At 44.8% G+C, this 22601-nt stretch carries 21 protein-coding genes; 11 read left to right on the top strand and 10 right to left on the bottom strand.

Annotation, left to right across the window (positions count from 1 at the left end; all coding sequences use genetic code 11):
* Positions 1-2: 2 nt before the first annotated feature.
* The gene (locus ACFSKO_RS07060) at positions 3-1223 is read right to left on the bottom strand and encodes an MHYT domain-containing protein (RefSeq protein ID WP_380249901.1); all 1221 of its coding nucleotides are present in this window, start codon (positions 1221-1223) and stop codon (positions 3-5) included.
* 294 nt (positions 1224-1517) lie between these two features.
* Between ACFSKO_RS07060 and ACFSKO_RS07055 the strand changes: the two genes are divergently transcribed.
* Positions 1518-1955, top strand: a complete 438-nt coding sequence (locus ACFSKO_RS07055) for a LexA family protein (protein ID WP_380249899.1) — start codon at positions 1518-1520, stop codon at positions 1953-1955.
* Entirely contained in the window at positions 1933-3291 is a 1359-nt protein-coding gene (locus tag ACFSKO_RS07050) for a Y-family DNA polymerase (protein WP_380249897.1), read from the top strand. Before ACFSKO_RS07055 ends, ACFSKO_RS07050 begins: the two co-directional genes overlap by 23 nt.
* A 33-nt stretch (positions 3292-3324) precedes the next feature.
* Here ACFSKO_RS07050 and ACFSKO_RS07045 read toward each other — a convergent pair whose 3' ends face one another.
* The 7 genes from ACFSKO_RS07045 to ACFSKO_RS07015 all read right to left on the bottom strand — a co-directional run bounded on the left by ACFSKO_RS07045 (position 3325) and on the right by ACFSKO_RS07015 (position 11331).
* The gene (locus ACFSKO_RS07045; RefSeq protein WP_380249895.1) at positions 3325-5118 is read right to left on the bottom strand and encodes an ABC transporter ATP-binding protein; all 1794 of its coding nucleotides are present in this window, start codon (positions 5116-5118) and stop codon (positions 3325-3327) included.
* A 3-nt stretch (positions 5119-5121) separates the two neighbouring features.
* Complete coding sequence (locus tag ACFSKO_RS07040) at positions 5122-6066, bottom strand: acetamidase/formamidase family protein (RefSeq protein WP_380249893.1); 945 nt, start codon at positions 6064-6066, stop codon at positions 5122-5124.
* 2 nt (positions 6067-6068) lie between these two features.
* Positions 6069-7688 (bottom strand): ABC transporter substrate-binding protein, encoded by a 1620-nt coding sequence (locus ACFSKO_RS07035; RefSeq protein WP_380249891.1) that lies wholly within the window; start codon positions 7686-7688, stop codon positions 6069-6071.
* Between the two features lie 79 nt (positions 7689-7767).
* Positions 7768-8688 carry an ABC transporter permease gene (locus tag ACFSKO_RS07030; RefSeq protein ID WP_380249889.1) on the bottom strand — a complete coding sequence of 307 codons (921 nt, stop codon included), beginning with the start codon at positions 8686-8688 and terminating at the stop codon, positions 7768-7770.
* Entirely contained in the window at positions 8688-9536 is an 849-nt protein-coding gene (locus tag ACFSKO_RS07025; protein WP_380249887.1) for an ABC transporter permease, read from the bottom strand. Before ACFSKO_RS07025 ends, ACFSKO_RS07030 begins: the two co-directional genes overlap by 1 nt.
* Positions 9536-10150 (bottom strand): ANTAR domain-containing response regulator, encoded by a 615-nt coding sequence (locus tag ACFSKO_RS07020; protein ID WP_380249885.1) that lies wholly within the window; start codon positions 10148-10150, stop codon positions 9536-9538. Before ACFSKO_RS07020 ends, ACFSKO_RS07025 begins: the two co-directional genes overlap by 1 nt.
* Positions 10147-11331, bottom strand: a complete 1185-nt coding sequence (locus ACFSKO_RS07015) for a transporter substrate-binding protein (protein ID WP_380249883.1) — start codon at positions 11329-11331, stop codon at positions 10147-10149. The genes ACFSKO_RS07020 and ACFSKO_RS07015 overlap by 4 nt, the downstream gene beginning before the upstream one ends.
* A 394-nt stretch (positions 11332-11725) precedes the next feature.
* Here ACFSKO_RS07015 and ACFSKO_RS07010 point away from each other — a divergent pair, with 394 nt between their 5' ends.
* Positions 11726-12001: an acylphosphatase gene (locus tag ACFSKO_RS07010; RefSeq protein WP_380249881.1), complete on the top strand. Its 276-nt coding sequence runs from the start codon at positions 11726-11728 to the stop codon at positions 11999-12001.
* Here ACFSKO_RS07010 and lipB read toward each other — a convergent pair.
* Positions 11998-12666 (bottom strand): lipoyl(octanoyl) transferase LipB, encoded by a 669-nt coding sequence (gene lipB, locus ACFSKO_RS07005; RefSeq protein WP_380252233.1) that lies wholly within the window; start codon positions 12664-12666, stop codon positions 11998-12000. The genes ACFSKO_RS07010 and lipB overlap by 4 nt on opposite strands.
* Positions 12667-12885: 219 nt before the next feature.
* Here lipB and ACFSKO_RS07000 point away from each other — a divergent pair, with 219 nt between their 5' ends.
* From ACFSKO_RS07000 to ACFSKO_RS06965, 8 genes are all read left to right on the top strand, one after another.
* A complete protein-coding gene (locus ACFSKO_RS07000) occupies positions 12886-15171 on the top strand; it encodes an NADP-dependent malic enzyme (protein ID WP_380249879.1) in 2286 nt (761 codons plus the stop codon).
* 142 nt (positions 15172-15313) lie between these two features.
* Positions 15314-16708 (top strand): magnesium transporter, encoded by a 1395-nt coding sequence (gene mgtE, locus ACFSKO_RS06995; RefSeq protein ID WP_380249877.1) that lies wholly within the window; start codon positions 15314-15316, stop codon positions 16706-16708.
* A gap of 268 nt (positions 16709-16976) precedes the next feature.
* Positions 16977-17657 carry an SDR family oxidoreductase gene (locus ACFSKO_RS06990; RefSeq protein ID WP_380249875.1) on the top strand — a complete coding sequence of 227 codons (681 nt, stop codon included), beginning with the start codon at positions 16977-16979 and terminating at the stop codon, positions 17655-17657.
* A 148-nt stretch (positions 17658-17805) separates the two neighbouring features.
* Positions 17806-18957 carry an acyl-CoA dehydrogenase family protein gene (locus tag ACFSKO_RS06985; protein ID WP_380249873.1) on the top strand — a complete coding sequence of 384 codons (1152 nt, stop codon included), beginning with the start codon at positions 17806-17808 and terminating at the stop codon, positions 18955-18957.
* Positions 18954-19556 (top strand): 2-hydroxychromene-2-carboxylate isomerase, encoded by a 603-nt coding sequence (locus ACFSKO_RS06980; RefSeq protein WP_380249871.1) that lies wholly within the window; start codon positions 18954-18956, stop codon positions 19554-19556. The genes ACFSKO_RS06985 and ACFSKO_RS06980 overlap by 4 nt, the downstream gene beginning before the upstream one ends.
* Before the next feature lie 279 nt (positions 19557-19835).
* Positions 19836-20633, top strand: coding sequence for an enoyl-CoA hydratase-related protein (locus ACFSKO_RS06975; protein ID WP_380249869.1), 798 nt, complete (start codon positions 19836-19838; stop codon positions 20631-20633).
* Between the two features lie 87 nt (positions 20634-20720).
* Positions 20721-21656: a potassium channel family protein gene (locus tag ACFSKO_RS06970; protein ID WP_380249867.1), complete on the top strand. Its 936-nt coding sequence runs from the start codon at positions 20721-20723 to the stop codon at positions 21654-21656.
* Positions 21657-21801: 145 nt separating this feature from the next.
* Complete coding sequence (locus ACFSKO_RS06965; protein WP_380249865.1) at positions 21802-22233, top strand: DUF1489 family protein; 432 nt, start codon at positions 21802-21804, stop codon at positions 22231-22233.
* A gap of 184 nt (positions 22234-22417) precedes the next feature.
* Here the strand turns inward: ACFSKO_RS06965 and ACFSKO_RS06960 are convergent.
* Positions 22418-22601 (bottom strand): hypothetical protein (locus tag ACFSKO_RS06960; RefSeq protein ID WP_380249863.1); only part of this gene is annotated, 184 nt, incomplete at its 5' end.

Raw genomic sequence — 22601 nt, 5'->3', positions numbered from 1 at the left:
AATTAATTCAACTGAAGCAATTTGCGTAATTCTGTGACACGGGCACGACTGACAGGGATCTCCGTTCCATCCTTGTTATTAATCCCATTCTCCTCTTTGTTCCCAATAATACAAAAGGCTTTGTCGCCATCCTTACGAAAGCCGGTAATTTGGTTCTTGTTGACGATAAAGCTGCGGTGAGTGCGAACAAAGTTGTTAGGATTCAGACTTTTTTCCAGGCGAGATATCGACCAAGGGCAAAAGAGATCCTCTCCACCATCATTGATCTGGGTGTAATGGCCATCTGCTTTTACAATATGAATGTTTTCGGCAGAAAGAAGCCTTTGTATCTTGTTTTGTTCATAAGGAATTTTTATATCATGGCTGGTTTCGTGGATGTCATTTTGTTTTGTTTCATTTAACGAAGATACGGCTTGTGTATGTTGTCCTGGTTGTTTTTCCCACTGTTTGTTTAAATTTTCTAGAGTGGCGTTTTGATTAGTAGCTTTGGCCTTATCTTCATTATTACCTTTCGTATCTTCAGGGACAGCCATTAAAAGAAATAGCCCGGACAGTACAAAAGATGAGAGCACAACGACCAAAGCGAGGCGATCATTATCAAGAAAGGATGGGGCTGTGGGGGTCATCTCTGCGCCAAGACTAAAGACGGTAAAGTACATGGCGGAATAATGCATTGCCGATATTGCTAAGCCAAGTACGACAGAGCCAGCTGAGATACTTAATAGTGAACGGTTACCATAAGCGAGCTCTATTGCTGCAATAGAAGACGCAATGCCAATGGCAATAGCCATGACAATCCCTGTCGGGCTATAGGTTACGATGCAATTCGCTGACAAAGCGCTCATGCCAAGATAGTGCATGCCTACGATGCCGAGGCCCGTTAACGTTCCGGCAATTGCAATTCGAGTTTTTGTGCGTACCCCAAAATGCAAGGAAAGCAGGGCCACTCCGACGACAAGAACGGCAATCAAAGCTGACGCCAAGGTCCTTAAAGGATCATAACTGATCGTAATGGGGAGTTCGACGGCAAGCATGCCAGTGAAGTGCATAGACCAAATGCCTGTGCCCAAGGCAAGCGCCCCTTGAGTGACCCGGACTTTTCGTTTCGAGGCATCGAGATGACGAAGGTTCGAGGTCAAACGCAAGGCAGTAAAGGCCCCCATAATGGCGACCGCTAAAGAACCCAGAATAAGAAGTGGTGAATAGGCCACCTCTAACGGCATGTCTCTCTCCCCAGATTTCGACCTGTTTCGGCTTTTGTTTTGTTGATATTTTATGATGAAAGTCGATTTTTCTTTTTAACCTATAACGGAAGATCGTGAAATTCAAGCAAACGACTTTTGTGATTATACACGATGCCTTTAATCATCAGTTGTAATCTTATTCGCGAAAAATAGAATACAGTTTCAATCATCGCGATTTTTTTTGAATTTTTTTAATTAAAATATTAGTTTTCTTGTTAAGAACAAATAAAGAACATTGATCATTTTAAAGGTTTCACGTAACTTAAGCGGATGATGAAATATGATATCCCTACATATCTCGGGCAGGTTGTAAGAGGTAACTTTTGCCCTGTACCGTTCTTTGCATTCAAAGTTCCAGCAGGTTTTCCTTCGCCCGCAGAAGATTATATCGAGGGGTATTTTGATTTAAATGAACGCTTAAGCATAAACTTTAATGCAACGTTTCTTTTAAAGGTTTCTGGAGATTCGATGATTGGCGCTGGAATTATGCCAGGGGGAATGTTGGTAGTAGACCGCTCTCTTGAAGTTAGGGATGGAAAGATTGTGATTGCTATTCTTGACGGGCAACTCACAGTTAAACGGCTCTATAAACGGTTAGGCAAAATTATGCTGATGTCTGAGAACCCGAATTATAAGCCTATTAAAATTTCTGATGAACAAGACTTGCAGATTTGGGGAGTGGTAACCAATGTTATCAACCCGCTCAACTAACTCGTTTACAACGGAACATTCTTACCGTGATGCTGAGGCAAAAGTCTTCGGTGCCAATTCTTACGTCCAAGATCAAAAGTGGGTGGCGCTGGTTGATGTAAATAATTTTTACGCCTCATGTGAACGGGTTTTTCGCCCTGATCTTGAAAAAACACCGATTGTTGTTCTTTCCAACAACGATGGCTGTGTCATTGCGCGATCTCAAGAGGCAAAAGACCTTGGGTATAAAATTGGTGACCTCTACCACATGATCAAACCTCGATTGAAACAAACAGGAACCGAGGTTTTTTCTTCTAATTACGCGCTCTATGGTGATTTCTCTAGGAGAGTAAATGAGATATATCTAGATTTTACACCGAACATAGAACTTTATTCCATTGATGAGAGCTTTCTAAGTTTTTCAAACCCGGTAAATAAAGAAGATCTGATATGCCTTGGAAGACGCATTAAGGAAAAAATACAGTTGCACACAGGGTTACCTGTTTGTGTTGGTATTGCGCCAACGAAAACGCTTTCAAAAATAGCTAATCGAATAGCCAAGAAAAATAAAAATCATAACGGTGTTTTTCTTCTGGTGCCTGAAAATGATGATCAATTGCGAGCGGTTGAGATCTCAAATGTATGGGGTGTTTCTCGAAAGTTGACACCAAAATTTCAAGAGTTGGGTATTTATAACGCGTTAGATTTGGCACGAGCAGACCCTAAACGTATTCGTTCTCGTTTCAGTGTGGTGTTGGAACGCATGATTTATGAGCTTAATGGTGTGGCTTGTTTGGAACTTGAAGAGGTCGCGCCCCCCAAAAAAGGTATCATCGTTTCACGCGGTTTTGGTCAGTATCTGGATGATATCGAGCTGATAAAACAAGCTGTCGCATCGTACGCGACGAGAGCTGGTGAGAAATTGCGCTCTCAAAACCTTGCTGTGACGAGATTGACGACTTCTTTGCGGACGAGCCCTCACGGCAAAGATCAGACTTATTATCGGAACTCTTTTAGCATTACTTTTCCTGAAGCAACCTTTGATACCAGCATGATTATTCGGGCTGCGGAATATTGCTTGAAGAAGGTTTATCGCCCGGGATTGAAATATCAAAAGGCCGGTGTTTTCCTTGATGGATTGGTGGATGCAAGCACAACGCAGCAGGATTTTTTCTTCAAACCAGATATAAAGAAATCGGAGGCTTTGATGGGGGTGTTGGACAAGCTTAACCGTGTGCACGGGCGAGACACGGTCCGCTTTGCCGCATCAGGTATGAATAAAGACTGGAAAATGCGTCAAAAGATGATCTCTCCACGCTATACGACCCGATGGGACGATATCAAAGTGGTAAGCTAATTCAGCAGAGCAGAACATCTTTATTTTTTGACATTATTCCTGAAAATATCGAACAAAATGCCCTTTGCCGATATGCCGGAATTCAGAAATGACAGGGACGTAATCCAACGCTTGTATAGGGCTTGGCACTTCGCCCGTTGGCAAATTACGATCTTTACGCACGATGGTTGGGTCGGCAATGGGAACAGCATCAAGCAAACGCTTGGTATAGGGATGTTGGGGATTGTTAAAGACCACATCTCTGGGGCCACATTCAACAATTTGGCCCAGCAACATCACCGCAACCCGGTGGCAGACTTGTTCAACAACAGCCATATCATGGGAAATAAAGAGATAGGAAATATCAAGCTCATCTTGAATTTCCTGAAGCAGGTCAAGAACTTGAGCTTGAACGGAAACGTCGAGGGCAGAAACGGACTCATCTGCAATAATCACCTTAGGTTCCAGACTAAGCGCACGGGCAATGCAGATACGTTGCCTTTGTCCACCTGAAAATTCATGAGGATGACGATCCATAACACTCTGTCCCATGATATCAGGGCTGAGACCAACCTGAATAAACAGTTTTTCCACACGGTCACGGAGTTCGCTGCCGCTCGCCAGTTTGTGAATGAGAAGAGGTTCTCCAACGAGATCCCCCACGGTCATACGTGGATCAAGAGCTGCGTGTGGATCTTGAAAAACCATCTGCATCTTCCGTCGGACCGGTAGCATCTCTCTGCTTGAGAGACCAGCAAGTTCCTGACCATCTATTTTTATGGACCCACTCCAGGGAATAAGGTTGGTCAGAGATTTACCAATTGTCGATTTTCCACATCCGCTTTCACCAACAAGGGCGAGAGTCTCACCTGGGAAAAGGTCAAATGATAGATTTTCAACGGCATGAACACGACTGATGGGGCGTTGCAGCAGGCCGCCTTTAATATCAAATCGGACCGTCAGATCACGAACCTCAATCAAAGGTTTTATTATTTCAGAGCTTTTCCCCACATGTTTGGCTATAGGAGGAATATCTTTGAAACTGCCGAGTTTGGGGACGGCGGCAAGAAGGTTTTTAGTATAGGTTTCTTTCGGAGTTACGAATAGGTCTTTGACGGGTTGGCTTTCAATGATTTTACCTTGGTGCATGACAATGACATTATCGGCCATCTCTGCGACCACGCCCATATCATGGGTGATGAGAATAATTGATGTATTGAAATCCCGCTTTAAGTCGTTCATCAAGCTCAGGGTCTGGGCTTGTATAGTGACATCTAGGGCGGTAGTTGGCTCGTCAGCAATCAATACTTTTGGGTTACAAGACAGTGCCATGGCAATCATTACCCGCTGTCTCATACCGCCAGAAAGTTCATGCGGATATTGTTTCATCCGCTTTTTACTTTCATTAATTCTAACTGCATCAAGCGAAGAAAGGGCAATTGCCTCAGCCGCGCGGCCATAAATATTTTGGTGTGTGCTTATTGCTTCAATTAATTGATTTCCAATGGACATAACGGGGTTTAATGACGTCATGGGTTCTTGAAAAATCATGGCAATATCACTACCACGGATGTTTTGCATCTGACGGTCTGACAGCCCAATGATATTTTGTCCTTCGAGTAGGATTTTCCCCTGTGTTACCCGCGCAGAAGGGGGAAGCAAACCCATAATGGACAATGCCGTCACTGATTTCCCCGACCCTGATTCTCCGGCAATACAGAGAGTTTCTTCCGAATTGAGGGTGAAAGACAGATTATCAATGATCGTTTTGGCACCTATTGGGGTCGCAACCTGGGTAATCAGATTGCGGACCTCCAAAATAGGTGTAGCGCTTTTGATGCTCGACATAAATTACTCTAAAACCAGACGGGGGAAGTAGAAGGAAACAATCCAATTGGGTTGATCAACAATTTCACTGATGCGAAGATCGCCACAAACTGAACAAAGCATGTAGGCATCAACAGCTTTCATGTTGTAGCGACTGCTCAACAGGTCGACCATACGGCTGACAGCTCCGCGTGCACCTTCCATAAGGTCACCACCAATGCCGGTCGTAACTTCGTATCCTTTGCCATCAAGGTGACGTGTCACTGGTCCTGGAGTTGTGAAACGTGGTGTTTCCAGCTTTTCATTTTTAATCAAATCAAGGGTGACGACGGTGTTCATGGGGCTTTCAATGGCTGTTCCACAAACTTCTCCATCTCCTTGAGCTGCGTGGGTATCACCGATTGAGAATAATCCACCTGTGACTTCAACAGGCAAATAGAGTTCAGTCCCAGCGGCAAGATCGCGAATGTCAATATTGCCTCCAACACGCCTGGGGGGAACGACAGAATGGAGACCGGGCTCTGCCATGGCTAAACCAATGGTGCCTGCGAAAGGTTTCAGAGGTACTCTGCCGCCGGGTCCAAAAGCTGATGTTCCCAGAGCATTTTTATCATAGCTCCAAATATGGAGTGCTGGCTCTTCGAACCGGTCTGCCAACAACCCAAACCCAGGAATATTCGCAGTCCAGCCGAAACCGGAAGGTTTAAACTCTTCAATAGAGACCTTAATCACATCCCCGGGTTCTGCACCATCGATAACGATAGGGCCACTGACGGGGTTTACCTTACCAAAGTCCAGGGTTTTAACGTCATCTACCGTGGAGTTTGGGGTTAATTGTCCTGCGGAAGAGTCCAGACATTCAAATTCTAGGGTTGATCCCGGTGCTACCGTCGCAACGGGTGGGAATGAATTATCCCACCCGAAGTGATGTTGTGCAGCGTGGATTGTATAATCACAAGCTTTACACATGCTTACATGCCGTCCTTCACAAATACAGTGTCGTAGTGAACCGGAATGTGTACCGGATCAACAAAGATGCCATCAGGTCCATCCAACCGTTCTGAACGGATGGTGAAACGTTGCTCATTGAAGATTGGAACCCACGGTGCCTCATCTTGAATGCCCGTAAAGATTTTCCGCCATAGAGCTTCACGTTTGGCAGCATCCGCAGGATCTGTCATGGAATCAGCTTCTATTGCTAGTTTGTCGAGCGTTTCATTACAGTACCAAGACCAGTTCCAACCGCCTTGAACAGCGCCTCCACAACCTAAAATTGGCCCGTAGAAGTTAGAGGGATCAGGGAAATCAGCAATCCAGGCCATCCCACCTGACCAGATCATAGGGGCCTGATCTTCTTCGCCACCTGCGGCAATCACGTTGCTTTGGGCAAGGGACTTGATTTCAGCTTTAATACCGATGGTGGCAAGGTCTTGTTGAATTGCCTGGGCAATTCTTGGCTGAGGATCAGTGTTAGCGACATAAAGCTCGGAGGTGAAGCCTTCGGCATAACCCGCTTCTGCTAACAAGCTCTTTGCTTTTTCCTGATCAAAGGCAAAGCCTTTATATGCTGGATCATATCCTGGCATCAGAGGAGGCAAGGGTTGGTTTGCAGGGACCGCACGTCCATTGATCATGCGAATGATGCGATCTTTATTAACCGCCATGTTGACGGCTTGACGGACTTTTACATTGTCAAAAGGCTTCATCTTCACATTGAGAGATATATATCCGGTGTGAAGTTGGCTACCCTCGACGATACTGTCGATATATTTAGGATCTTTGCTAACTTCGAGAAATTTTGCAGGGGGGATACCGTCACCAGCAATATCCACTTCTCCGTTTTGTAAGCGAAGCAAGGCAACCAATGGTTCCTGACCGACTTCAAAGATGATTTCATCCAGATGAGGCAGCCCTTTATGATAATAATCAACATTTTTCTTGAAGACTAGGCGTTGTCCTAAGGTCCATTCACCTAAAGAATAAGCGCCGGTACCGACGGGATGTTTACCAAAATCTTCACCCCATTTCTCAACAGCTTCTTTCGGGACCACAGAGGCAAAATTAATGGCTAAAACGTGAAGGAAAGTAGCATCCGGACGCGATAGCTCGATTTTAACCGTATTATCATCAATCACACTAACGCCCGAGAGGTGGCCAGAACCACCTGAGGCTTCGTCAAATCCTTTTACAGATGCAAAAAATCCGGCACCAGGGCTCTGGGTCTTAGGGTTTGTTACTCGGTCCAGAGAGTATTTCACATCGGCTGCAGTCATTTCGCGCCCGTTGTGGAACTTAACCCCGTCTCTCAGGATAAAGGTATAGGTCATACCATCATCCGAAATTGTGTAACTTTCTGCAAGATCGGTTGTCAGCACTGTTGTACCGGGTTTGTAATCCAGTAGAGAGTCAAACAGACTTTTGATCATTGACCAGTTTTGCCAGTCATAACCAATGGCTGGGTCTAGCGTTGATACGTCATCTTTATAGGTAACAACCATTGAGCCGCCGTCATTTGGGCCAGCATTTGCAACGCCAAACGATGCAATTAAAGCCGCAGCAGCAACGGTTCCTTTCAACCAATTTTTTTTCACTTTAGATCTCCCTGTTCATAGGAATGGGTTAATAATAGGTATACGAATGATTGGTTTGCCGATTATTGGTAAACCTTGTTCATTTCAATTTTATTCTTGGGTCAACAAACAGTGCGATAATGTCCGCAAGGAAATTACCGATAACAATTGAACAGGCTGCCACCAGTGTTACCCCCATGATTATGGGAATATCGACCCGTTGGATTGCCTGCCAGGCAAGTTGACCGATACCGGGCCAACCAAAAACAGATTCAACAACAACAATACCGCTCATGAAAATACCAATATCGATACCAATCATCGCTATAATGGGTAAAAGAGCATTGGGAACAGCGTGGCGTAAGATGACACGAAACTTGCTCACACCTTTAGCTCGTGCTGTGCGAATGAAATCTTGTTCCAATACATTGAGCATTGAAGAACGCATCATGCGGGCGTACCAACCTGAGCCTAAAAGTCCTAAGGTTAAAGCTGGGAGGACCAGATGGCTCGCGGTGCCGTAACCACCGATAGGAAACCAACCAAGTTGGACAGCAAAGACATAGAGCAACAAAATACCAACAACAAATTGTGGTGCAGATACTCCGACAAAAGAAACCACCATCAAAGCATTGTCGGTTGTACTATTACGCTTTACTGCAGAGATTACGCCCATAATCAGGCCGAGGAGAACCTCGACAGATATGGCGGCGACCATAAGCAGCAGGCTTGCAGGTAACCGTGACCAGATGAGTTCGGCGACTTCGGTTTTTTGAATGTATGAACGACCAAAATCTCCCTGAACCAAGGATGTAAGGTAGCGCCAATATTGTTCATAAACAGGAAGGTCAAGGCCGAGTTGTTGGCGAATATTATTCACCGTTTCCGGTGTCGCGCTGCGTCCTGCTATTTGCCGAACCGGGTCCGCCGGGAACAGATATAACAACATGTAGGTTACAATGGTTATACCAAGCAGGATAATCATTGCTTCGAAAAAACGTCTGGCGATATGCGAGAGCATCAGTGTTTCCCCTTCATGGTCGGGTCAAGAATTTCCCGAAGGGCATCGCCTACTAGGTTAAAGCCAAGGGCAAGGCTGACAATGCCAAGGCCCGGAAGGAAAACAAGCCAGGGTGCGGTAGCAAAATAGGTTTGATTTTCAAAAATGATGTTGCCCCAACTCGGGGTCGGCGGTTGTACCCCTACACCCAAGAAGCTGAGGGTTGCTTCCAGCAAAACGGTTGTTGAGATCCCGAGCGTGCCAAAGACAATTGTGGAATAGATAAGGTGGGGAGCGATGTGTTTGAACAGAATACGAAAATTGGAGGCACCAAGAGACCGCTCGGCGACAATGAAATCTCTTTCTGCTAGCGAGACCGTTTCCGAGTAAATAACCCGGGCAACCTGAACCCAATTGACCATTGCAATTACCATTGCCACGATCCAGAGGCTTGGGGTGAAGATTGCCGCGAGAACGATGGCCAGCAGTAAGGCGGGAAAGGCCATCATCAAGTCTGTAAAACGCATGAGAAAGGCACCGATGACACCGCGATAAAACCCTGCAACAATGCCAACGAGGGTACCAATAAAAAGCGCGGTTCCGTTAGCGATTACGCCGATGATAAGGGAGGTTTGTGCTCCATATACGAGGCGGGAAAAAAGATCTCTACCTAACAAATCAGTGCCAAGCCAAAATTGGCTGTTGGGGGGCAGAGGCGCTCCTTCTAATGTGAGGCCTTCAAATAGTTGAAGCTCGGGCGGATAAGGGGTGATCCAGGGGGCCAATATGGCTGCGAGAATAATCACTGAAATGATGAACAGACCTAGTGCGCTTAATTTCCTGCTCAAAAGCGCTTTCATAACGTACATTATGCCATGCCCTTATCTACAGAGAAGTTTTTTATGAGAGTGTTTACTTTGTTTCGATCGAGGTTGGTGGCAAAGTCCTCGATGCTTTTTCGGTCGTTCATGGCGGCAGAACGCAAAATTGCAAAGGCAGCTTCGTCTTCTAAATGACCGCACTCCATAATCATAAGCAGAGCCCGAAAAACCACTGGTCGTTTGGAAATACGGGTTTCCAATGTTTTTATTTGTGCGTGATTGTGTTGGAGATTGGCAAAATTTGCATAGGCAATTACCAAAGTTGAGAACACGCCACTAGATTGAATCGGCTTAATCAGATGTGCAGAGGTGGCTTGTGAAAGCATCCATTCAAGACGCCCGGGTGCTTCGCTGGAAATTAGGGCGATGAGAGGGATTGGCGGAGTGCCCTTTTGCCAGGGAAACAAACCATCATAACCATTGTCACCATCAAAGAAGACCATATCCGCGGGAGTATTTTCTAAGTTAAAATCAGGCCAAGCCACTGTGCTTTCTATCCCCAACCGGTCGAGGTGCCTTTCTAATCGACGAATGTTGTCGTCTCGCCGATGTAGAATGACGGCCTTATCTCCTCTGAAATTTGGGGTGCGGAAGACGCTCATTTGATCACCTTTAGGTGTGAGGTCGTGGTTGCAGGATTTGTTTTATTAACCAAGTTTGCGAACTGTGATGTATCAAAATTCACCAAATAGGGATCAGCAGTGATGGCATCAGATCGTGAAGGCAGGATATCAAAGCCTCCGTGGGGTTTTATTTTGCCAATATAATAAGGTAGAGCCGCATGATGGGTCTTTTGACTGATAACAGTTTGCCCTAAGGGTGTTTGGAATTTTTGGCCAAATAATCCTTTTTTTACAGCTTCTATATCCTCAGAACCTGCAGTTTTTATAGATTCTGCGAGATAATTAACCGTGGCATAACCATTAACAAAGAAGGCAGATATAGGTAGTTTCTTTGATCGTTTTTTATAAACCTTTTCCAAGAACTTCGAATTGTCAGGTGTATCCAAGTTTTCGAAATAGGGTGAAATGCTGAGGTGACCTTCGGCGGCATCGTAGCCTATTTTGTCCAGCTCGCATTCTGTCACATTACAGCTGATAATCGGACAATTTTCAGGACGGAAAAAATCATCAGTTTTGCCTGCAGCATAAAACGCGCGGTAAAGTGCGTAACTGGAGGCATCGATTAGATTGTTAAGAATAAAGCTGGGGCGGGTTTCGCGTATGGTTTCAATCATGCGCTCGACATCTGTTGAATGGAAGGGGAGATAATTTTCTCCGGTGACTTCCCCTCCGCAAGACGTAATGAGCTCGCGGGCAATCCGGTTTACTTCCCATCCCCAAACATAGTTGGTTCCGGTCAGATATACTCTTTTTCCAAATTCAGGAATAACCCGTTCAAACATGGGAACAATGTGCTGGTTGGGGCAGGCGCCAGTGTAAATAATATTTTCACAACATTCAAATCCTTCATAGGGAGCTGTGTACCAAAGTAAGCCGTCATGTTTCTCTATTATCGGCGTGACTTCTTTTCGGCTGATAGAGGTGACGGTGCCTATGATTTGCTGGCAGCCATTTTCTCGAAGTAAGGTTTCGGTGAGGCGTTGGTATTCATCGATGTTTCCGCCGGGGTTGGCAATTTGGGGGGTGAGGTGGAAGTTATAGTTTTCACTGGCGTTGATTTCTTCCAACGCCATGAGAGCTCCATCCAGACAATCCTGACCTATCAGATTGTATGCTCCTGTCGTTGAATAAAGCAGCCCTAATGGTATTTCGCGACGCATTTTAAGTTTCCCCAAACCATACCCTAAAAGCAAAAAAGCCTCGTCTAGCAACACTGAAAAATCAATGCTGCTAGACGAGGCTTCGTTGCCGTTTCGACTGATGTCGAAGTTATTTTCCTTAACTTCTGTATCCCTTTATTGATCAACCATTGATCTTTGGTCAAAACAGGGATTGAAGCATTTAATTAGTTGATTGAAGTATTCGTTATATTTTTATGATATTCAAACACTTTTTTTGTAATAATATTTCGCCCAATTAAAAACTTTGTTCTATCAAAGAGTTAAGGAGTAACAATTTTACGAAATTACGAGAAAGATATCTCTGAAAATTGAAAAATTTAGAGAGAGCGTGTTATATTTTTACCCATGAATTAATCGATATAGGGTCATGTATATGAAACAGATCAGAGTATTAATTACAGGCCGCGTACAAGGGGTGTGGTATCGGGGCTGGACTGTGACCAAGGCGACTGAACTTGGAATTAAAGGTTGGGTTCGAAACTTGAGTTCCGGACAAGTTGAAGCGGTATTTGTCGGGGAAAAATCTACTGTAGAAGCCATGGTGGTTTCTTGCTGGCAAGGCCCGGATTTGGCAAAGGTGAAAGCCGTTGAAACTTTTGAGGATACATCTGAGCTAGAGGGCCGAGAGATTTTTGTTCAAATACGTTAATTTTGTCCGATAGACACTTCAGGTTTAAAAACCTCATAAAAAGCATCTTTCAGGGCGACATCAAGATCTTCCATCGACACACACAGACCAAGATCGACGAGAGACGTAACTCCGTGTTCGTTAATGCCACACGGGATGATGCCATCAAAGTGGGAGAGATCAGGGTCAAGGTTGATGGCAATACCGTGAAATGACACCCACTTTCGAACACGAACACCAATGGCCGCTATTTTATCTTCTCGGCCATTACCCCGATCAATCCAGATACCAACACGGCCTTCTCTGCGTTCCCCCCTTACGTTAAATTTTGCGAGGGTACGTATAATCCATTCTTCGAGATTAAAGACGTACTTCCTGACATCCTTATTATAAAGGCTTAAATCCAGCATGGTATAGGCTACCCGTTGTCCTGGGCCGTGGTAAGTATACTGTCCTCCGCGTCCTGCATCATAGACTGGAAAGCGATCAGGATCGACGAGATCTTTAGTATGTGCAGAAGTTCCTGCTGTATAAAGAGGGGGATGTTCGAGCAGCCAAACAGTTTGATGGGATTTATTAGAAAAAATCTCATTCGCACGATCTTCCATAAAGGAGAGTGCATCAGGGTAGGCAATTTGATTTTCTGAGATTCTCCACTCGATTCCAAGGTCATCAGTCGAGGTAATTGTCTCGTCTTTTGAGGATAGCTGCCCCTCTTGGGTAGAAATTCGAGTATTTTTCACTTTTTGCCCATCCTGTCTATGGCACAGTGCCGATTGCTATGTTTTAATCGCGTCAGGGTGTCGCCCTTAAGCGCCACTCTGTCAAGACCGTCATTGGCAGGAACGAGCCGTTCCCCCAGCTATATATAAGGCATCGACTGCCCCCAAGGAGCAATAAACTTTATGACGCAAGACCTACGCGACGCAGCCCTCTTTTATCACCGTTATCCTAAGCCAGGAAAACTAGAAATTTCAGCGACGAAACCTCTTGGTAACCAACGCGATTTGGCATTGGCCTATTCGCCCGGAGTTGCCGCGGCTTGCGAAGTAATCGTTGAAGACCCCGCTGAAGCTGCAACTGTAACCGCAAGGGCTAACCTTGTTGGGGTTATTACAAATGGCACGGCTGTCCTCGGATTAGGTGCAATTGGCCCGCTGGCGTCAAAGCCTGTGATGGAAGGTAAGGCCGTCCTTTTTAAAAAATTTGCTGGAATCGACGTCTTCGATATTGAGATTGATGAAACAGATCCAGACCGTCTGATTAACGTCATTTCGGCGCTTGAACCGACATTTGGCGGTATCAACCTCGAAGATATCAAAGCACCTGAGTGTTTTATCGTAGAGGATGCTCTTCGTGAAAAAATGAACATCCCGGTGTTCCATGATGATCAACATGGTACGGCTATTATTGTTGCTGCCGCAATTTATAACGCTTTACGCCTTGTGAAAAAGAAGAAAAAAGACGTCAAAGTTGTCGCCTCTGGTGCGGGAGCTGCGGCACTTGCTTGCCTTAATCTTTTGGTTTCTCTTGGCATCGATCGTAAAAATATCTGGGTTACAGATATCGAAGGCGTTGTTTACGAAGGCCGTGAGAAACTGATGGACCGTTGGAAGTCCGTCTTTGCTCAAAAAACTGATGCCAGAACTCTTTCCGATGTTATTGGCGATGCAGATATTTTTCTTGGTCTTTCTGCGCCGGGCGTTCTCAAGCCCGACTATGTAAAGCGGATGGCCAAAAAACCAATTATTATGGCTTTGGCAAATCCAACACCTGAAATCATGCCGGAAGAAGTAAAAGCCATTCGCGATGATGCTATTATGGCCACCGGGCGGTCAGATTACCCTAATCAAGTGAACAATGTTCTTTGTTTTCCTTATATTTTTCGTGGTGCGTTAGATGTTGGCGCCACTGCAATTAACGAAGAAATGAAAGTCGCTTGTGTGAAGGCTATTGCTGATTTGGCAATGGCAGAACAAGATGAAATCGTGATCAAAGCTATGGGGGGGGAAGCGAAGAACTTTGGTCCTGAGTACATTATCCCAAGTCCTTTTGACCCTCGGCTGATTTCAGTTATTGCACCTGCTGTGGCAAAGACAGCAATGGAAACAGGTGTTGCAACGCGACCAATCGAAGACTTCGACGCCTATTGTGAAAAGTTAAAACGCTTTGTTTATCGCTCTGGCTTGGTGATGAAACCGCTATTTGAGCGGGCGAAAAAAGATCCTAAACGGGTAATCTATGCAGAAGGCGAGGATGAACGCATTCTGCGTGCTGTTCAAATTGTTCTGGATGAAAAAACAGCTATTCCAATCGTCGTGGGGCGCCCTGATGTCGTGCAAAATCGTATGGATAAAGTTGGCATTAAGCTAAAGGTGGGTAAGGATTTTGAGGTTATTAATCCTCAGGATGATTCCCGTTATAATGACTATTGGACCACGTATCACAAACTTATGGAACGTAAAGGCATATCTCCAGATACGGCAAAGGTGATTGTTCGGACCCGTAACACTGTTATCGCGGCCCTTGCCGTTTATCGAGGTGATGCTGACGCCATGATTTGTGGCCTAACAGGTGGATATCATCGTCATTTGAAACATGTTCGGGGTGTTCTTGGGCTTCAGAATGGGGTCACTGATTTCTCTTCTCTCAGCCTTATGATTATGCCGAGCGGAACGTATTTTATGGCTGATACCTATGTAACGGAGGAGCCAACAACACAGCAACTGGCTGAAACAACAGTTTTAGCGGCCAAACATGTGAGTAGATTTGGCCTCAAGCCACGTGTTGCTTTGCTATCTCATTCCAACTTCGGTAGTTCGGACAGCCAGTCTGCCTGTAAAGTACGAAAAGCTTTGGATGTAATCCATGAGTTGGCACCGGAACTGGAAGTTGATGGTGAAATGCACGCGGACGCGGCTTTAGACCCTGTATTAAGAGAACGGGTTTTCCCGAATTCAAATTTGACAGGCCCTGCCAATCTTTTGATTTTCCCAAATCTGGATTCTGCCAATATTGCTTTAAATCTGATGAAGACTGTTGACGATGGTCTCGTTGTTGGGCCTATTTTGGTTGGTGCTGCGCAACCGGCCCATATTTTAACACCTTCCGTTACAGGAAGAGGGGTTGTAAATATGACCGCGATTGCTGTAGTTGATGCCCAAAACAGAGAAAGACGAGCTAAAAAATAACCGCCTTCATTAATATGCCCTAGGAGAGTTCCCTTAGGGCTACCCCTGGGAGGAAGGTTACAGTAAGACGACGACTACTGTAACCTTCCTCGTTTATAATCGCCAGAAACTGTGGCCGGAACAATAAGCGGTAGGAGACGGAATGTCGGAAGATTTTAAAAGCGGAAATGATCTGCAAAATCTCTCGGATGAAGAAAATTTTGGAGTTTCAACCGATCTTATCCATGCCGTAGAAGATGCTCTCGAAGGCAGCCGGGATTCCGAAGTTGAGGATCTTGTCGAAGGGCTTCACGAAGCCGATACCGCGGATCTTCTTGAAACTTTGGGACGAGAAGAGCGCTATCGCCTGATGGAGGTGATGGGGGCTGGTTTTGATCCTGAAATTTTACCTTATCTGGAAGAAACTGTTCGTGATGAAATTGTCGAATGGTTGGGACCAGACGGCATTGCTAAACTTGTACCTTCTCTAGACAGCGACGATGCGGTTGAGTTGATGCAGGATCTTAATGAAGATCTGCGTATCCATATTCTCGCGGCGCTGCCATTGGCTTATCGACGGGTTATTGAAGAAAGCTTGAGTTACCCGGAAGATTCCGCTGGTCGCTTGATGCAACGCGAAGTTGTCGCGGTACCTTCAGTGTGGACGATTGGTGAAACCATTGACTATATGCGGGTTAGTGAAAACTTGCCTGACGATTTTTATGACATATTTGTGGTTGACCCCCGACATCATCCGGTTGGATTTGTTCCCGCCAGTCGGGTGATGCGCTCGAGACGTCATGTCCGATTGGACGAGGTGATGGATGCGGATATGCGCATTATTCCTCTCGAACTTGATCAAGAAGATGTCGCGCACATGTTCCGTCAATACGGTTTGGTATCTGCGCCAGTCGTGGAAAAAAGCGGCCGTCTGGTGGGCGTGATTACTGTCGATGACGTGGTTGATGTTATCGATGAAGAAGCTGGTGATGATCTTATGAAAATGGGTGGGGTCAGTGAGCCCGATCTGTATGATGATGTTGCCAATACCACGATTGCTCGATTTACCTGGCTTGGGGTTAATTTGTTAACGGCTGTATTGGCATCTGTTGTCATTAGCTTGTTTGATGCGACAATTGAAAAGGTCGTTGCCTTGGCCGTTCTTATGCCGATTGTGGCCTCTATGGGAGGGAATGCGGGCACGCAAACGCTGACAGTTGCCGTGCGGTCTTTGGCGATGAAAGATCTATCAGAAGCCAATGCAGCGCGGTTTATCGGTAAAGAATTCATTATTGGGGTTATTAATGGCGTACTCTTTGCGCTTCTGACTGGTGGTGTCGCCTGGTTGTGGTTTGGGGATTGGGCCTTAGCTCTGGTGATCGGTGCTGCAATGATTATTAACATGGTAATCGCCGGGCTTTGCGGTACGCTAATCCCTCTGGGGTTGGAGCGTTACGAGATTGATCCTGCAGTCGCATCAAGCGTTTTTCTGACCACTGTAACTGATGTTATAGGGTTTTTTGCCTTTTTAGGATTGGCGGCAATGTTCTTGTTGTAACCTCTTTTGGGATCACTTTAAAGATACAATATTCTGTTATTTTATTGTTTGTTATATGTAAAATTCTGAAATTAAAACAAATACTTGCATCTTAAATTTTAATACCATTCTTGGGGGTGAGTTTCCTTTCCTGAGTTCGAATATAATAAAATATAGGGCAATTACGCAGTTTGATTAAGCCTGTCCTTATTGACTGGTAAGACGAAAGGCGTAAGGTGCGGGGATGGATAACGTTCGTCCAAAGGGTTAACAAAGATGGAGTGGCCAAGTGCCGAATGTCTTAATCACGGGTGCCAATAAAGGCATCGGTTTGGCTTTTGCCCAGTCTTTTGCCGTTGATGGTTGGAAAGTACACGCTTGCTGTAGGCAACCAGATAAGGCCAAAGAACTAAAAGCCATTGAAGGGGACGTGGTTCTCTATAAGCTCGACGTATCTGATGGGCTACGCGTTGCAGGGCTTGCGCGTGAAATGATTGATGATCCAATCGATATTCTAATTAATAATGCGGGATATTTTGGACCTCGGTTAGAGTTTGGCGAGATTGATTATGACGACTGGACTTATACCTTTCAGATTAATACGATGGGTCCACTTCGAATGGTCGAGAATTTTGTTGAGCATCTTGCATCCAGTGATAGAAAGCTGGTGGTTAACGTATCGAGTAAAATGGGGTCGTTAAACGCGAATGAGACGGGAGGACAATACGTCTACCGTTCTTCCAAGGCAGCCTTGAACGCGGTTACCAAAAGCCTTTCTATCGACTTAAAAGACAAAGGGATTACGGTCATTTCTGTTCATCCTGGCCATGTTCAAACCGATATGGGCGGGGAAGAAGCTCCCGTTACGATTGGTAAATCCGTCTCTGGATTGAGAAAATTGATCGCTAAAGTAACTGAAGAAGATACCGGGCAATTTTTCGATTTCGATGGCTCTACCATCCCCTGGTAACTTTAGTCTTTAATTTTAACTCTTTAATTTTGTTCATGAAAATTTAAACGGGATAATTTTTATTATCTAAAAAACAATTTCAAAGTTGTAATTTTGTCCATAAACTAATTTCTGACAGGAAAATAAACCAAGCAGAAAGAGTTGCCAGATGATATCAGGTTTAAGCGAAGAACATATCCTTATTCGTGACACTGCACGGGCTTTTGCCCGTGAAAGACTGGCCCCTTTTGCTGCTGAGTGGGATAAAAAGTCCGAATTCCCCAAAGAGGCCATTGCCGGTCTTGGGGGGCTCGGGTTTATGGGGATGTTGGTTTCTCCCGACCATGGCGGTGCGGGGACGGATCATGTGTCTTACGTCCTAGCGCTTATTGAGATTGCAGCTGGCGACGGCTCTTGTTCAACTGTGATGTCTGTTCAAAACTCTCTCGTGTGCTCTCCTTTACAAAGTTACGGAAGTGAAGAGCAAAAGAAGACCTATTTGGAACCGTTGGCTCAAGGGAAAATTCTGGGATGCTTTGGTTTGACAGAACCAGGAGCAGGATCAGATGCGGCGGCCCTGACGACAAAGGCAACCAGAGAAGGGGATGAATATATCTTAAATGGGAGCAAGCAATTTATATCGACAGGAAAGAATGCCGATGTTGCTCTTATCTTTGCTGTAACAGATCCCAATGCTGGGAAAAAAGGTATCTCAGCCTTTTTGGTCCCAAAAGATTGCCCGGGTTTTATCTGTGCTAATATCGAAGAAAAACTGGGACAACATGCCTCAGATACGGCCCACCTTGTTTTTGAAGATTGTCGCATTCCGATAACAAATCGAGTGGGTGAAGAAGGGGAAGGTTATAAAATTGCGCTTTCCAACTTAGAGGGGGGCAGACTTGGTATTGCCTCACAATCAATAGGTATGGCGCGGTCAGCCTATCGGGCGGCAAAGCAATACGCCAAAGAACGAAAGACCTTCGGGAAGGAAATCGCACAACATCAGGCAGTGGCTTTCCGATTGGCGGATATGGCCACGTCGTTGCAAGCGGCTGAACTTATGGTTATTGAAGCGGCCAGAGTACGCGATGCCGGATTACCTTGCCTAAAAGAAGCGTCAATGGCCAAGTTGTTTGCCTCGGAAATGGCGGAAAGAGTTTGTTCTGACGCCATTCAAATTCATGGTGGGTACGGATATCTTCGCGATTATGAGGTTGAACGTATTTACCGTGATGTCCGGGTCTGCCAAATATATGAGGGTACGTCGGATATTCAACGCCTGGTCATCAGCCGACAAATACTGCAGGAAGATGATGAATGAAAAATGCTATCGATTTTTATTTTGATTTTTCAAGCCCGTATGCGTATTTCGCCTCAATGGAGATTGATGAGCTTGCAAAAAAGCATGGACTTTCTGTCCATTGGCATCCCATTCTTCTTGGGGCAATCTTTAAAAAAACTGGGGCAAAACCGCTATTACAGACCCCGTTAAAAGGGGATTACGCTCATCATGATTTGGAACGAATTGCGCGAAAGAAGCGATTGCCTTTTACGCTTCCCGTTAATTTTCCTTTCGCAGCGCTGGCGGCTTGCCGTGCTTTTTATTGGATCAGGCGCGAAGATGATAATCTTGCTATAAGCTTTGCCAAGAATATTTTTAAAGCAGGTTATCAAATGAGGTTGGATATCTCTGATCCAAAGACCGTGATTGACCTTTCATCGGCCCTTGGGTTGGATAGTGGTCGAATTGAACCAGCTCTGAGCAGTGAAACGATTAAGGAAGAGCTTCGCAATGAAGTTTCCCTTGCTGAGCAACGAGGGGTTTTTGGGAGTCCGTTTTTTATCTTCGAAGACGAGCCCTTCTGGGGACACGATCGAATGGCGACATTGGATGAATGGTTATCGCATAAGGGATGGTGATCAATTGGAGAATCTTTATTTTTCTTTTATGAATAAATCTTTGCTGGTTCGAAAATTTACATTATCTAACAATTAAATTCAGAAAAACTCAGCTAACTCGGGAATATGTTACAAAGGTTACCGAAAAATAAGGTATAATTCCTTCATGACATCTTTCGATAAATGCACAGGCGTATCTTGCCTTGGTTTGTTCTGATATGCGCCCTACGCTTTGAATACGACAGAGTAAAATACTTGTTTCTATAATAAGTGAACTCTCTAGAATTAAAGAGGCTTTTGATGCGAACCCCTTTTTTTGTTGAAGAAACCGGTGCTGATGGTGTTGCTTATATAACACTGACGAATCTTGAAACACATAACAGTCTAAATGGTGAACTAATTGGTGAACTTATCGATGCCTTGATTGGCATAGAGAATGACAAGCGCGTCCGTGTTCTGATTATTGCAGCCAAAGGTCCAACCTTTTGCGGAGGTGCCGACTTAAAATGGCTCAAGTCCATGTCCGTTAATTCCTCAGAAAAAAATCTTGTTCAGGCAAGATACTTAAAAAGACTTATGTCTGTTTTAGACAACTTACGGGTCCCGACAATTGCTCGGGTACAGGGGAATGTTTACGGCGGTGGTATTGGGCTTTTATGTTGTTGCGATATTGTTGTCGCTATGGCGGGAACATTTTATAGTATGTCGGAAGTTCGGATGGGATTGATTCCTGCGATTACATCGCCTTATCTATTGAGGACAATAGGTGTTCGACAAGCACGACGTTACGTTTTAACTGGCGAGAAGCTGACAGCTAGTCAAGCTCTTGAAATTGGGCTGATCCATCAAGTTGTTCGAGGCGACATGATTGATATTACGATTGAGGGGGTTATCAAGAACGTACTGAAAGCCGGACCTCGTGCCCTTAGACTTGCCAAACAGCTTGTATCAGACGTCGCCGGTCGGAAGATTGATGATACCCTTCTTGATGAAACTATTCACTTGACTGCAAAGGCCTGTGCAAGTGATGAAGGTTTGGAAGGGATCAGAGCCTTTTTAGAAAAACGAGATCCTGAATGGCCCAAAAAATCAATTTAAGAAATCGCTGAAAATAGCTTGGCGAAGGTACATGCTTGAGAAAAAGTTCGTGTATAACGGGCTTATTGCAAGGGGGAGGAGGCACGTATGTCTGAAGAGCGTCACGGAATTTGGAGGGCTGTTGGGTTTACTGTCTTTTTTCTTTTACTTGTAGCTCTGGCTATGGGGTCGGTTAACCTGCTTCAGCTCGCAGTTTTTCTCCTTGTGATCGTCTCTAGTCTTACTTATTTATTAAGCGTTTTTCCTGGAAGCCGTTTTTTCTCTATTGCTGTTGCAAACTTCCTTGCCTTATACACCAGCCTCTTTCATTTCTTTTTGACGACCAATTTTTCTTCAATAGATGCGGAACTTGGAGTCATCGGTTTCACTATGCCTGTCCTTGGTTTCTTTGGCGGAACCTGGCTGCAACGCAAGAGTATTAAATCGATTGTCTTGTCACATAAAAATAGTGATATCGGTATACGGGCTGGGGCGGCCCGATGGCTTCTCCCGGTAAGTCTGATCGGTATCGCGACCTTCTTTGTACCTGCTGGCTCGATCCCGTTACTTTGGGAAGAGGCAATTTTCTTTCTTGCAATGGGGGGAATTACTTTGGTGGTGATGGTTGTCAGTAAACAAGTCGCAACATTTTTATTGGATGTGGGGTTGCTATTTGAATCATTTTTCCTACGCATTGAATCTTTAATTATGCCCGCGTTTGCTTTTCTTACCTTCTATTCTATGAACGTTATGATCTTTGGCTTTATCTATCGAATTATTGATCATTATAGTTCCGCGGTGCATTTTTCGATTAGCGGAGTGGTCAAGCCGATTTCCTTTTCTGAAAGTCTGTATTTTTCTATTATCACTCTCAGTACTGTGGGCTTTGGAGATATTGTGCCTTTGTCTCATGTTATAAAGGCGGTTGTATCATTACAGATTATTGTCAGTGTTATGCTGTTACTTTTCGGGTTTTCAGAAATTATGTCATTTTCAAAAAGCAGACCTAAAGCAAATAATTCAGAGGCCAGAAAGAAGAGCTGAATTAATACGTTTTCTCAAAATCTTGTTTCCTTTAGGTTTAGCTTTTATAAAAAAGGTTAGTACCAACAGTTATATATAAGATCCCAACTTACCATTATGGTATTCGTACGGTGAGCCTTTGACGAAGAGAGTGTGTTGATAACCCATGGTTCTGCATTTAATTAAATTATCCGTCGGGACAGAGAGTCCGGAAACTCTTGAAGTGTGGCAGGAGCAGCGGTTGGCTGACTATGGTGAAGTTTTTCACCAAACGCGAATGTTTCCCAAAAGGCGTGAAGAGATTATCTCTGGTGGGTCCATATACTGGGTTATCAAAGGTCAGGTGTCTGCCCGGCAGCTTGTAACAGATATTGTTCGTGTTGAAGATCATGAGGGTCGCTCAATGGCGCGGTTCATTCTCGATCCCAAACTTATTCTCGTTCGAAACCGTAAACATCGGCCTTTCCAGGGATGGCGTTATTTACGACCAGAGGATTCGCCAAAAGATTTGGCAGATTACGAATCGTTAGCAGGGAGGGGATCGGAAAATATGCCAGAGAATATGAAGGATGAACTCGAGAAACTGGGGCTTTTATGAGTAAGTTTGTAAAAAAAACAAATTAATTGGTTTTAGCTATAGACAAGGTCCATCAATGTCCTTATAACCCGGCTTCACCAGCGAGGAACACGGTGACACACCGAACGAAACGCTGATATGGTTTTAAAAAAGTTCAAACAGTTCTTGCACTTATTTGAAACCATCTTATAATAGCCGACCTTAGCTAAACGGTCTTGACCGAGGTTAAGTGAAAGAAATTATTTGAAAATTTATATTGACGTAAACAGCTTGTCGGCTGTATATCGTCTTGCTCTCGAAGCCTAATGGTTTCGGAGTTTTGTTGTTTGACATTGTAGATCAGATGGAAAGGATGCGTGAACGGCGGTTTGTTGGTTTTAGCAACGAGC

Origin of the sequence: Kiloniella antarctica, assembly GCF_042682825.1 — a bacterium.
GTDB lineage: Bacteria > Pseudomonadota > Alphaproteobacteria > Kiloniellales > Kiloniellaceae > Kiloniella > Kiloniella antarctica.
The sequence above is the reverse complement of the archived record's forward strand: the minus strand, read 5'-3'. Positions and strand labels throughout refer to the sequence as shown.